Consider the following 12,390-nt stretch of genomic DNA (forward strand, 5'->3'; position numbering starts at 1 on the left):
GCATTAATTTGCTAACAAGAGTTATGATTCATTTGAAAATACATGCATTTCTGATCTTTCTCATGGTAATATTGAGTTTAGAATACGATTTGGAGGCGGACTTATGTCAAAAGAAGCTTTATGTATTATATACGGCGGAAAAAGTGCCGAACATGATGTGTCTATTTTAACAGCACAAAATGTTTTAAATGCAATTGATAAAGAGCAGTATCAAATTGACATTATTTACATTACAAATGAAGGTATTTGGAGAAAGAAAGAGAATATTACTAATGAAATTACTGACATTAACGGACTACATTTAGATGCTTCACTTGAGGGTGAAATTTCTTCAATGTTAACACGTAGTAGTCTAGGTGGACGCTATGATGTTGTTTTTCCGTTATTACATGGCCCGAATGGAGAAGATGGTACGATTCAGGGATTATTTGAAGTGCTCGACTTGCCATATGTTGGTAATGGGGTGCTTGCAGCTTCAAGTTCAATGGATAAACTTGTAATGAAACAATTATTTGCACAACGTGGTTTACCACAGCTGCCATATGTGAGTTTTTTACGTAGCGAATATGAAAAATACCAACATAACATTTTGAAACTGGTACAGGATAAATTAGAATTTCCAGTATTTGTAAAACCTGCGAATTTAGGATCAAGTGTAGGGATTAGTAAATGTTCAAATGAAGCAGAGTTAATCCAAGGGATTGAAGAAGCATTTCTTTTTGACCGTAAACTTGTTATTGAACAAGGCGTTAATGCAAGAGAAATTGAAGTTGCTGTACTTGGTAATGATTACCCCGAAACGACATGGCCAGGAGAAGTCATAAAAGATGTCGCGTTCTATGATTACAAGTCGAAATATAAAGATGGTAAAGTACAACTGTCTATTCCTGCTGATTTAGATGAGGATGTACAAATGACATTACGTAATATGGCAGTTGAAGCGTTTAAAGCAACAGATTGTTCAGGTATCCTCCGCGCAGACTTCTTCGTTACAGAGGATGATCAAATTTATATTAATGAAACCAATGCAATGCCTGGATTCACTGCGTATAGTATGTATCCGAAATTATGGGAAAATATGGGCGTTTCTTATCCAGAATTAATTACAAAACTGATTACATTAGCGAAAGAACGTCACCAAGATAAACAAAAAAATAAGCACAAAATTGATTAGAAGGTGACACGATGATTGACATAAGCTTACAACAACTCAAAACGTGGATTGATTGTGAAATCGATGAACAATATTTAACGCATACGATTAAAGGTGTGACTATTGATTCGCGTAACGTCCAACCAGGCCAACTTTTCATACCATTTAAGGGCGAAAATGTAGATGGTCACCAATATTGTGAACAAGCATTGAATAAAGGGGCAGGTGCAACATTCTTCCAATCAGACAGTGAGATTGAGGTGCCTCAAAATGGGCCCGTTATTTTTGTTAAAGATGCTTTAGACGCACTACAGCAATTGGCAAAAGCCTATATCCTAGCCGTAAACCCTACAGTTATTGCTGTAACAGGGTCAAATGGTAAAACAACAACGAAAGATATGATTGAGCATACATTGAAAGCAAATTATCGTGTAAAAAAAACGATAGGTAATTATAATAATGAAATTGGCTTACCTTTAACCATTTTAGAGTTAGATAACGATACAGAAGTGTCTATTTTAGAAATGGGTATGTCAGGCTTTCATGAAATAGAGTTATTGTCTCATATCGCTCAACCTGATTTTGCTGTTATCACAAACATCGGTGAATCTCATATGCAAGATTTAGGCTCTAGAGAAGGTATTGCCAAAGCTAAATTTGAAATCGTTTCTGGAATGAAACCTCATGGTAAATTAATTTATGATGGCGATGAGCCTTTACTAAAGCCACATATTGAGACTTTAAATGAGGCACAATGCATGAGTGTCGGGTTAAATCGGGATAATCAAATGCGTTGTAAAATTTTATCTCATGACGAGCATGGCATTTCGTTTTCAATCAATAATGAGGTCGACTATCAATTACCAATTATTGGAGCGCATAATATGCGTAATGCAGCCATCGCAATCACGATTGCGTCATTACTCGGCGTAGATCATCAAACAATTCAAACTCAATTGAATGATTTAAAACTCACAGGTATGCGCATGCAAAAATTTGAAGCGCCTAATGGTTCTACCGTTATTAACGATGCTTATAATGCAAGTCCTACAAGTATGAAAGCTGCAATTGATACGTTAAGTCAAATGAACGGACGTAAAGTTTTAATTTTTGGCGATGTACTTGAACTAGGTGAACAATCAAAAGCACTCCACATGAGTGTTGGACATTACTTAGAAGACAAAAATATCGACATGCTCTATACGTATGGAGAAGCGGCGCGCGATATTCACGAAAAAGGGAAGCGTCACGTACAAGAAGCCATACATTTTAGTGATAAATCGCAAATGATTAAATACGTTAAATCGATATTAAATTCACAGGATAAAGTATTGGTTAAAGGATCGCGTGGTATGAAATTGGAAGAAGTCGTCGATGGTTTAATCACTATTGATGCAAAATAAAAATTAAACAAAACATGACATCATAACGTCTTAAATGACTATAGATGTCATGTTTTTTATATCGTACTTTGAATATGTCTATAATCGTGTGCAAAAAGGCAATTGATAGAAAACATCAACGACAGTAATGAAGAAATGATGAGGCTTGCAGTTAGTATTTTTAAAGTGAAATAAATACGCATCTAAGCGATATGAGTTAAGATTGGTTTATTGCGCATTTGGTTTACAGGTGTTAATATGGAGAAGTTGGAAAAATCATTATTGAGATAAATTATGAGAATAAACATTCCAAAAAAGGAGAATGACTTTGCAAAATTTTACAAGCTTAGGTGTTTCAGAACGTACAGCTGAAACATTAGAGTCGATGGGATTTACGGAACCTACACCGATACAAAAGGATAGCATTCCATCTGCTCTTAAAAATTTAGATATTTTGGGCCAAGCACAAACAGGAACAGGTAAAACAGGTGCATTTGGTATCCCATTAATAGAGAAAGTAGTGGGCCAAGAAGGTGTGCGCGCTCTGATTTTAGCACCGACACGTGAACTTGCAATGCAAGTAGCAGAACAATTACGTGAATTTAGCCGTGGGCAAAATGTACAAGTTGTAACGGTATTTGGTGGCATGCCAATCGATCGACAAATTAAATCATTAAAGCGTGGGCCTCAAATTGTCGTAGGTACACCTGGACGTGTGATTGATCATTTAAATCGTCGTACGCTTAAAACACAAGATGTAGAAACGTTAATTTTAGATGAAGCAGACGAAATGATGAACATGGGCTTTATTGATGATATGCGCTACATAATGGATAAATTACCAGCCGAGAATCGTCAAACAATGTTGTTCTCAGCAACAATGCCTAGAGCAATTCAAGAACTTGTTCAGAAGTTCATGAAATCACCGCAAATCATTAAAACCATGAACAATGAATTATCTGATCCTCAAATTGATGAGTTTTATACAATTGTGAAAGAACTAGAAAAATTTGACACTTTCACAAACTTCTTAGATGTGCATCAACCAGAACTTGCTATCGTTTTTGGCCGTACAAAGCGTCGCGTTGATGAATTAACAAGTGCGCTTTTATCGAAGGGATATAAAGCAGAAGGTTTACATGGGGATATTACGCAAGCAAAACGATTAGAAGTTTTGAAAAAATTTAAAAATGATCAAATCGATATCCTTGTGGCAACAGATGTTGCAGCACGTGGACTAGATATTTCTGGTGTGAGCCATGTCTATAACTTTGATATTCCTCAAGATACTGAAAGTTACACACACCGTATTGGTCGTACAGGACGTGCAGGAAAACAAGGTATGGCGGTAACATTTGTAAATCCAATCGAAATGGATTACATTCGTCAAATCGAACAAGCGAACCGTCGTCAAATGCGTGCATTACGTCCGCCACACCGTAAAGAAGTGTTACGTGCACGTGAAGAAGAAATTAAATCAAAAGTTGAGAATTGGATGGCTGCAACGAAAGAACCACGTGTTGAAAGTATCGCACAGCAATTACTTGAAGTGTACGATCACTCTGATTTAGTGACAGCACTATTACAAGAACTAGTGGAGTCAAATGATGAAGTTGAAGTACAACTTACCTTTGAAAAGCCTCTTGCACGTAAAAACCGTCAACCAAAAGGTAATCGTAAAGGCGGTAGTGGCAAACGTCATGCGAAGTCAAGACGTGGCAACAAATCAGGTTTCAATAAAAAAGGTAACAATCACAAAGAAAAACGTGAATCTAAAGTGAAAAAGGGACGCACATTCGCAGATCATCAAAAATAGTGTGTGAGATTGTTTCTTTGCTAGAACCACCTCAATGGATAAAAGAGCATGATTTAACATAAAGAAGGGCTGAGACAAAGCAGACCTGTTAATTAAAATAAGCCAGCAAAATTCATTTTGTACATGAACTTTGCTGGCTATTATTTATCTATATAAATTAATTTAGTCTTAGTGATGGACACTATGATGAATTGTGATTGATCCCTTAGCCGAGACTTCTGAGGCATTTAGCCGCAACCGAAAATCCATTTTGAGAGCAAAATCTAAGAGATTTTTGCTCCCTAGTGGAAGTAAGGCGTCTAGAAAAGCGAGGCGTTAGGGACAATCATAGGTTTAATGATTTATGTCTCAGCCGTTTTTGTTTAAGTTTAATGATATCGCGATGATAATGACGATGTGAGATTGATATTAAATTCTATGATATATTCGATACAATTTAAATATTAACGTATGCTATAATCATAATAATATTTGGTAAAGGAGATATGTATGTTGAAAGGATCGATGTTAAAACCATCCAAAGCTACACTTTCTTATAGTATCACAAGCAATGTCCTTCAATTGCTAGTTGAGATTTGTGTTTTATCCGTTCTGTTGTATTGCGCTCACCTATTTGCTTGGCATATCGTATGGACGTATGTACTCGTGATATGTCTCGTATTAAATATCATCATGCGTACTGTTTATCCGATTGTTTCCTATCATTTTTATACATACCGCATTCACACTAAGGTCGTTGAAATTCGTAAAAATGTTTGGTTTCAACACTACCAAGCAATTAAAATTGAACGGATTCAATATATAGAAAATGTGACCAATCCATTAGCTACATATTATAAATTAAAAAAATTAAAAATAACGACTGCAGGACATGAAATCGCTTTACCTTATTTATTAGAGACTCAAGCGAATGATATCGCAATACACTGTATGACTGTTTTAGAAAGGGGTGAGGATGATGTATAATCCACAAAAATTACATCCCATTTCATATATCACAGGGTTAATTGAGGCTATCAAACAAAATATTTTCGTGTTTATTATTTTCATCTTTTTTCAACTTGATAGCTTTAAGTGGTATGATATTTGGAGCTATGTTGTCCCAGGTATCTTTTTTATTGTCTTCTTAATTAGTTTTTGTATCAACATCGTACGTGTATATAAAACGCGCTATTGGATAGAGGATGATTACTTTATTGTTACAACGGGTGTGTTTAACCTCGAACGTAAAGAATTACATATCAAACGCATTCAATCCATCGATGCGAATCAATCTATCATTAACCGCATTTTTGGTGGTGTCAATTTACAACTTAAAACGCCTAGTGACAGTATTGAGTTGGATACCATTACTCAGTTACAAAGTGAGCGTATTCGTGAAGAAGTTGAAAAAGTAAAAGGTCATTTACATCAAACCTCACAACAAGAGTATCTGGAGAATACAGTATCAAACGCGCATTATGAAGCCGAGGTACTCTTTACATTATCAACTAAAAATTTGTTGTTTATGGCTATGACAAGTGGTGCAATTTTAGTGACGCTAGCTACGGTAGGACCGATTATTGGTACATTCCAAAACAATATTGATTGGAATTGGCTATTTGGAAGTGTAAATCATGTATTTAACCATCAAGTGTATGCTACTATAATTATTTTAAGCATTATATTGGTCGTCAGTTATATCATTGGTGTCATCATCACGATGATAAAATATTATGGATTTACGCTACATCGACATGGTGACTACTTGCATATGAAATTTGGATTACTCAATATACGCCGAATGACAATACCTATTACTAGAATTCAGGCCGTTGTTGAAGACCGTTCTTTCATGAGAACGTTGTTTGGCTATACGTCTTATGCGTATATTATTACGAGCGATCACGTAGTTAAAGAAGATGAACATTCAAATGGTAAAGTGATGATTTTACCATTTATTGAACGTCGTTTAGCACAACATATCATTGCAGACATCACACCACACCTTCAATTTAATCCAATTACAACCGGCTTACCGTGGCATGGGTTTCATCGTCGCTTTTGGATTATAAGTGTCATGCTCATTGGATGTGCCACATTAGGGCATTTTTACTATAGCCCATGGATTTGGCTACCAACACTGTTGATTATTGGCTACACAATCTTTCATAGTTATGTGGCTATCCACCAGTCGGGCGTTGCTATAAATGAGTCCCAAATATCATTAAAACAAGTAACGTTATTTGGTTATCGCACCTCATATTTTAAACGCGACAAAGTCATTGGTTATCGTCAAAGTGCGCATCCATTGATGCAAAAAGCAAACCTAAGTCATTTTGCATTTTTAGTAGCAAAAGGAAATACGAATGAGAAGATTGGATTACGTTTTCATGATGTCAACACAGTTGCACGTTATCGAAAGTGGTATACCAATGGAGGTGGTCGTGATGAAAACAATGCATAAGCAAGGCTTACGTGTATTAAAGATTAGAGGCATACTGTATACGTGCATCTGTCTCAGTTTTGCTACGGGTTACATGTTGAGCGCATACTTTTTAAAGTGGCAATCATTTAAAACCATGATGATTGTTAGTATTGTCCTCGTCATATTATTAGCATTGTACTTTATCTTCGTGGCGCCACGTTATCGATATGCAATTTTTAAATATCAATATGATGAACATAGAATATTTATACAAAAAGGCTTATTTTTTATTAAACAAACCCATGTCCCTTTATATCGCATTCAAAATGTAGAAATTGAAGAAGGATGGATTATGAGACGTTATCATCTTGCTAATATATTAATGCATACTGCAGGAGGTTTAGTTTCAGTAAAATTAATTCATAAAGATGAAGCGCAAAAATTAAATGCTTTCATTAGACAACATGGTATGATTGATGAGAGTGGTGCATTGCATCAAGGATTAGAGGCTAACACGTCAGATGAATAATGATTGAATGTCGTAGTCATTCTTAAGTCCAATGAAAATAAAAAAGATATTTGAGAAAATGAGGGAAACTAATGATTTATGGTATCGGTATCGATTTAGTGGAAATCAACCGTTTAAAAGAAGTGTTGAAACGACAAGCACGTTTTCCAGAGCGCATTTTATCAGCTAAAGAATTAGAGCGATTTAATAGTTTTAAACTTGAAAAACGCCAGCTTGAATTTCTTGCTGGACGATTTGCATGTAAAGAAGCAATGAGTAAAGCCTTAGGAACAGGTCTTGGCGAAAACATAGCATTTAAAGATATTCACTGTGAAAATGATCAAAATGGTAAACCCACAATCGCATATAAAGATTTCACCGTTCATGTGTCTATTTCACATACAGAACATTATGCAGTGAGCCAAGTCATTATAGAACAATAAGTGCTTTAGAGCAGAGTAAAAGATTAAAATCATCTAATATAGATGTGTTTTAGATGTCTCTGCTCATATTTGTTAAGAGAGATTGATTTTAGGAAGGTGACAATTGTGTCAGATAAATATTTTCGTTCAACGGAATTAACCATTGATTTAGATGCGATAACAGATAATTACCATGCATTAGTAAAATTGCAACCAAATAAATTGATAATGCCAGTTGTAAAAGCAAATGCATACGGCTTGGGTAGTATCCAAATCGCGACACATTTACGTGATTTAGGTGCGGAGTTTTTCTGTGTTGCCACTTTAGATGAAGCAATTGAATTAAGAATGCATGGTATCAAAGAGAAGATTTTAATTTTATCAAGTGTACCGCCACATGCTATTAATAAAGCAATTCAACATCGTGTAGCCATAGGCGTTCCATCGAAAGAATGGCTTGAACGAGCGATTGCACATATAGACGAAGAGGCTAAAAAAAATGTATGGATGCATATTAAACTTGATACAGGTATGAATCGTTTAGGCATTAAAGATGCAGAGACATATCATGAGGTAATACAACTCATTGAACAACACCCTAATTTAAAATTCGAAGGTGTGTTCTCACATTTTTCATCTGCCGACGATGATAATGATACATCTAAATTACAATATGAACGATTTAAAACACTCGTCGAAAGTACACAACAACCCCCTTATGTACACATTCAAAATTCAGCTGGCGCTTTAAGATTTGATCCATCAATTTGTAACGCATTTCGTCCAGGCATTGCACTATATGGCTATTATCCTTCATCATTTATTGAGGAAAAAGTGACTGCTAAATTAAGGCCATCTTTGCAATGGACCTCGGCGATAACGCAAGTGAAAACGTTAGAACCTGGTGAAAGCATTGGATATGGTGAAACGTATACAGCTGAAAAAGCGATGACAATTGCCTTGTTACCTGTAGGGTATGCAGATGGCTATTTACGAAGTATGCAAGGCAGTGATGTAAAGGTCAATGGACATCAATGTAAAGTAGTAGGGCGTGTAAGTATGGATCAAACGGCGATTCATGTACCCGAAACGACACAACCAGGAGATATTGTAACGTTAATAGAGCCTATAGCACATTCTCCTCAATCAGTCGAAGCATTAGCGACACAACAAAATACTATAAATTATGAAGTTTTATGCAATTTGAGTAGACGCGTTGCAAGAATATACAAAACACAACAATTGTGTGAAATATCCAACGAATTATTAAAATAGTATGGTTATTATATAGGATTTTTGATATCATAAAATGGAATCAAGGAAAATTATATCTGTTTTATTGATATGGAGGTCCTACTTATGTCAGCATTCTATCAAATAAGAGGTAAAAGCTTAGAACAATCATTAAAAGAAGGGTATGTTCAGATGGCGGATTTAAATCTCTCCCTAGCAACTGAAGCATACTCAGTCGAGTGTGAAGCTTGTGACTGTAACGAAACACACTTATTATCTAACAATAAGGATGACTAAATGAAACGTGGTGACGTTTATTTAGCAGATTTATCGCCAGTTCAAGGGTCGGAACAAGGGGGAGTCAGACCTGTCGTTATCATTCAAAATGATACTGGCAATAAGTATAGTCCAACGGTTATAGTAGCTGCAATTACTGGACGCATTAATAAAGCAAAAATTCCAACACATGTTGAAATTGAAAAACATAAATATAAGCTCGATAAAGATTCAGTTATCTTATTAGAACAAATAAGAACTGTCGATAAAAAGAGACTTAAAGAAAAGTTGACATATCTTTCAGATAAAAAGATGAAAGAAGTGAACGCTGCACTTGGAATTAGTCTAGGATTGCACATGAACCAACATAAATAGGCTTTAGGATTTGTATTTCCTAAAGCCTTTTACCATGTTACAAAAGGGGGGAAGTCCATTTGACGCATCAAAATGAAGTGCGCTACTTTGATTTAGTAGATGCATTTATAAAAGATAAAAATAAAAGCCAGACACTTCAAACGGCGCGGAGTTATGCGGACCATATTACTGGAAAAGGTGTCACACCAGAAGATATCGTTCGAATGCATAAGAAATATGCAGAAGAACATCAACTTTCCCATGGCCAACTTGTAGATAGTATGGATGTACTAGAAAAAGTAATATCTAGTTTTGGTTTTAATTACACAGATTATAAAGATTTAATTGACCGAATGGAAATTCATGATAAAGAGTTAGACGTTGCATCTCGACTTCAACAAACAATGTTAAAAACAGAAATTCCTCAATTTGATAGCATTCAAATCGGTGTTATATCTGTTGCTGCACAACGTGTAAGTGGTGACTATTTCAATTTAATAGATCATAAAGATGGCACGATGAGTTTTGCTGTAGCAGACGTCATTGGTAAAGGTATTCCTGCTGCATTAGCCATGAGTATGATTAAGTTTGGTATGGATTCTTATGGGCATTCGCAATTACCTAATGATGGTTTGAAGCGGTTGAACCGAGTTGTCGAGAAAAACGTTAACCAAAATATGTTCATTACGATGTTTTATGGCTTATATGAAGAAATGAATCATATTTTATATTGCAGTTCAGCTGGACACGAGCCAGGGTACATTTTCCGAGCAGAAGAAAATGAATTTGAAGAAATTGATGTGAGGGGCCGGATTTTAGGTGTGAGCCCTCACATAAGATACGATCAAAAAGAAATTAAAATCAATATTAACGATCTCATTATCATTTTTACTGATGGTGTTACCGAAATACGTCATGAAGATGGAGATTTTATAAATAAAAATAAACTGCTTGAATTCATAAAAGGCTATAAAGAATTACATCCTCAAGACATTGTTCAATTATTATACGAAAAGTTGTTACGTCTACATAAAGAAGGTAAACGCGACGACCTAACAATATTAATTATTAAAAGAGTCAATTAATTTCTATAAATTTAGATTAAAGCAACATAGAAGTGGGTAAAATCCCGTAGTAGAGTATATTTGTAGGAGTGTAAATAATAATGAACCTTAATATAGAATCGCAAAAACATGAACACTATTATGACATCGCAGTCAGTGGAGAATTGGATGTTGCTACTGTACCTGAACTAGAAAAAGTTTTAGTACCAATTAGACAAGCAGGTACGCATGACATTCATGTAAATTTAGAAAACCTATCTTATATGGATTCAACAGGTTTAGGTCTCTTTGTAGGCACATTAAAGTCTTTAAATCAAAATAACAAGGAATTATATATACTAGGTGTAAATGACCGAATTAAAAGATTATTTGAAATAACAGGGTTAAATGATTTAATGCATGTGAATGAAGGGACGGAGGTCGAATAACTATGTCACAAAAAAATGATTTTATTGAAATGAGACTTCCAGCATCAGCAGAATATGTAAGTTTAATACGATTGACATTGTCTGGCGTATTTACTCAAGCGGGTGCATCATACGATGATATTGAAGATGCTAAAATCGCTGTAAGTGAAGCCGTTACGAATGCTGTAAAACATGCATATAAAGATAAAAAAGAAAAAGGTTATATTAACATCGGTTTTGAAAAATGTGATACCCATATTAAAATTATCGTTTCGGATCAAGGAGAAAGTTTCAATTATCAAGAGACGAAACAACAACTAGGCCCATACAAAGAGAATGAGAATATTGATTTCTTACGTGAAGGTGGCTTAGGGTTGTTCTTAATTGAGTCGTTAATGGATGAAGTTACAGTAGATAAAGAAACTGGTGTAACAATTAGTATGATCAAGTATATAAAAAAAGAGCAGGTGCGAAACAATGACGAAAGAGTCGAAATCAGCTAATTTTGTTTCACCTGAACAAATCAACGACTGGATTAAGCAACACCAAGAGCATCAAGATGAAGTTGCACAAGAAAAGCTTGTCATGCATTATGAAAAACTCATCGAATCTTTAGCATATAAATATTCTAAAGGACAATCACATCATGAAGATCTAGTACAAGTTGGTATGGTGGGACTGATAGGTGCTATCAATCGATTTGATCTTTCTTTTGATCGTAAATTTGAAGCATTTTTAGTTCCAACAGTGATTGGTGAAATTAAAAGATATTTACGTGACAAAACATGGAGTGTGCACGTTCCACGTCGCATTAAAGAAATTGGTCCTAGAATTAAAAAAGTCAGCGATGAACTTACGAATGAGCTTGAACGCTCACCTTCCATTTCAGAAATCGCAGCACGCTTAGAAGTGACAGAAGAAGAGGTTTTAGAAGCTATGGAAATGGGACAAAGTTATAACGCATTAAGTGTCGACCATTCGATTGAAGCGGATAAAGATGGTTCAACTGTAACGTTGTTAGACATTATGGGAAGCCAAGATGATAATTATGACTTGACTGAAAAACGCATGATTTTAGAGCGTATCATTCCGATACTTTCAGACCGAGAACGTGAAATTATTCAATGTACGTTTATTGACGGTTTAAGTCAAAAAGAAACGGGTGAGCGTATTGGATTAAGCCAAATGCATGTCTCTCGTTTACAACGCACAGCGATAAAAAAATTACAAGAAGCAGCAAGAAAGTAAAAGTGATGCGGTTAAGAACGTTTAATAGAAATATGTCATTATATATATCAATATCCGTGGGTCACACCATGAAACACATTAAAAGTGTTACCGCGGTTTTTTTATAAGTTCATACTAAAA

The 12,390-nt window shown here is 35.3% G+C and carries 14 protein-coding genes; all 14 read left to right on the forward strand.

Features of this window, described 5'->3' with window-relative positions; genetic code table 11:
- The first annotated feature begins 103 nt into the window (after positions 1–103).
- The 14 genes from G8Y85_RS10010 (at position 104) to sigB (ending at position 12,270) form a co-directional block, all read left to right on the forward strand.
- The gene (locus tag G8Y85_RS10010; RefSeq protein WP_107371231.1) at positions 104–1,174 is read left to right on the forward strand and encodes a D-alanine--D-alanine ligase; all 1,071 of its coding nucleotides are present in this window, start codon (positions 104–106) and stop codon (positions 1,172–1,174) included.
- Between the two features lie 11 nt (positions 1,175–1,185).
- Complete coding sequence (locus G8Y85_RS10015) at positions 1,186–2,556, forward strand: UDP-N-acetylmuramoyl-tripeptide--D-alanyl-D-alanine ligase (RefSeq protein ID WP_165805776.1); 1,371 nt, start codon at positions 1,186–1,188, stop codon at positions 2,554–2,556.
- A 307-nt stretch (positions 2,557–2,863) separates the two neighbouring features.
- Positions 2,864–4,351, forward strand: a complete 1,488-nt coding sequence (cshA, locus tag G8Y85_RS10020; protein WP_103345557.1) for a degradosome RNA helicase CshA — start codon at positions 2,864–2,866, stop codon at positions 4,349–4,351.
- A 489-nt stretch (positions 4,352–4,840) separates the two neighbouring features.
- Positions 4,841–5,317: a PH domain-containing protein gene (locus G8Y85_RS10025; protein WP_060551519.1), complete on the forward strand. Its 477-nt coding sequence runs from the start codon at positions 4,841–4,843 to the stop codon at positions 5,315–5,317.
- On the forward strand, positions 5,310–6,797 hold the full coding sequence (locus G8Y85_RS10030) for a PH domain-containing protein (RefSeq protein ID WP_165805777.1): 1,488 nt from the start codon (positions 5,310–5,312) through the stop codon (positions 6,795–6,797). The genes G8Y85_RS10025 and G8Y85_RS10030 overlap by 8 nt, the downstream gene beginning before the upstream one ends.
- Positions 6,781–7,287, forward strand: coding sequence for a PH domain-containing protein (locus tag G8Y85_RS10035; RefSeq protein ID WP_157950536.1), 507 nt, complete (start codon positions 6,781–6,783; stop codon positions 7,285–7,287). Before G8Y85_RS10030 ends, G8Y85_RS10035 begins: the two co-directional genes overlap by 17 nt.
- Before the next feature lie 71 nt (positions 7,288–7,358).
- Positions 7,359–7,709, forward strand: coding sequence for a holo-ACP synthase (gene acpS / locus G8Y85_RS10040; RefSeq protein WP_060551516.1), 351 nt, complete (start codon positions 7,359–7,361; stop codon positions 7,707–7,709).
- A 105-nt stretch (positions 7,710–7,814) separates the two neighbouring features.
- Positions 7,815–8,963 carry an alanine racemase gene (gene alr / locus G8Y85_RS10045; protein WP_060551515.1) on the forward strand — a complete coding sequence of 383 codons (1,149 nt, stop codon included), beginning with the start codon at positions 7,815–7,817 and terminating at the stop codon, positions 8,961–8,963.
- An 84-nt stretch (positions 8,964–9,047) separates the two neighbouring features.
- Positions 9,048–9,218, forward strand: coding sequence for a type II toxin-antitoxin system antitoxin MazE (gene mazE, locus G8Y85_RS10050; protein WP_060551514.1), 171 nt, complete (start codon positions 9,048–9,050; stop codon positions 9,216–9,218).
- Positions 9,219–9,572 (forward strand): type II toxin-antitoxin system PemK/MazF family toxin, encoded by a 354-nt coding sequence (locus tag G8Y85_RS10055; protein WP_037567539.1) that lies wholly within the window; start codon positions 9,219–9,221, stop codon positions 9,570–9,572.
- Between the two features lie 59 nt (positions 9,573–9,631).
- The gene (locus tag G8Y85_RS10060; RefSeq protein ID WP_060551513.1) at positions 9,632–10,636 is read left to right on the forward strand and encodes a SpoIIE family protein phosphatase; all 1,005 of its coding nucleotides are present in this window, start codon (positions 9,632–9,634) and stop codon (positions 10,634–10,636) included.
- Between the two features lie 80 nt (positions 10,637–10,716).
- On the forward strand, positions 10,717–11,043 hold the full coding sequence (locus tag G8Y85_RS10065) for an anti-sigma factor antagonist (RefSeq protein ID WP_037567545.1): 327 nt from the start codon (positions 10,717–10,719) through the stop codon (positions 11,041–11,043).
- 2 nt (positions 11,044–11,045) lie between these two features.
- Positions 11,046–11,525, forward strand: coding sequence for an anti-sigma B factor RsbW (gene rsbW, locus G8Y85_RS10070; RefSeq protein ID WP_037567547.1), 480 nt, complete (start codon positions 11,046–11,048; stop codon positions 11,523–11,525).
- Positions 11,500–12,270: an RNA polymerase sigma factor SigB gene (gene sigB, locus G8Y85_RS10075; protein ID WP_060551512.1), complete on the forward strand. Its 771-nt coding sequence runs from the start codon at positions 11,500–11,502 to the stop codon at positions 12,268–12,270. The genes rsbW and sigB overlap by 26 nt, the downstream gene beginning before the upstream one ends.
- Positions 12,271–12,390: the final 120 nt, after the last annotated feature.

This window comes from Staphylococcus sp. 11007852 (assembly GCF_011394325.1).
Classification (GTDB): Bacteria; Bacillota; Bacilli; order Staphylococcales; family Staphylococcaceae; genus Staphylococcus; species Staphylococcus agnetis.

What these genes read in the sequence shown, in the direction of transcription:
- G8Y85_RS10010 (WP_107371231.1), top strand. Translation starts at nt 104, where the DNA reads ATGTCAAAAGAAGCTTTATGTATTATATACGGCGGAAAAAGTGCCGAA.
- G8Y85_RS10015 (WP_165805776.1), top strand. Translation starts at nt 1,186, where the DNA reads ATGATTGACATAAGCTTACAACAACTCAAAACGTGGATTGATTGTGAA.
- G8Y85_RS10025 (WP_060551519.1), top strand. Translation starts at nt 4,841, where the DNA reads ATGTTGAAAGGATCGATGTTAAAACCATCCAAAGCTACACTTTCTTAT.
- G8Y85_RS10030 (WP_165805777.1), top strand. Translation starts at nt 5,310, where the DNA reads ATGTATAATCCACAAAAATTACATCCCATTTCATATATCACAGGGTTA.
- G8Y85_RS10035 (WP_157950536.1), top strand. Translation starts at nt 6,781, where the DNA reads ATGAAAACAATGCATAAGCAAGGCTTACGTGTATTAAAGATTAGAGGC.
- acpS (WP_060551516.1), top strand. Translation starts at nt 7,359, where the DNA reads ATGATTTATGGTATCGGTATCGATTTAGTGGAAATCAACCGTTTAAAA.
- mazE (WP_060551514.1), top strand. Translation starts at nt 9,048, where the DNA reads ATGTCAGCATTCTATCAAATAAGAGGTAAAAGCTTAGAACAATCATTA.
- G8Y85_RS10055 (WP_037567539.1), top strand. Translation starts at nt 9,219, where the DNA reads ATGAAACGTGGTGACGTTTATTTAGCAGATTTATCGCCAGTTCAAGGG.
- G8Y85_RS10065 (WP_037567545.1), top strand. Translation starts at nt 10,717, where the DNA reads ATGAACCTTAATATAGAATCGCAAAAACATGAACACTATTATGACATC.
- rsbW (WP_037567547.1), top strand. Translation starts at nt 11,046, where the DNA reads ATGTCACAAAAAAATGATTTTATTGAAATGAGACTTCCAGCATCAGCA.
- sigB (WP_060551512.1), top strand. Translation starts at nt 11,500, where the DNA reads ATGACGAAAGAGTCGAAATCAGCTAATTTTGTTTCACCTGAACAAATC.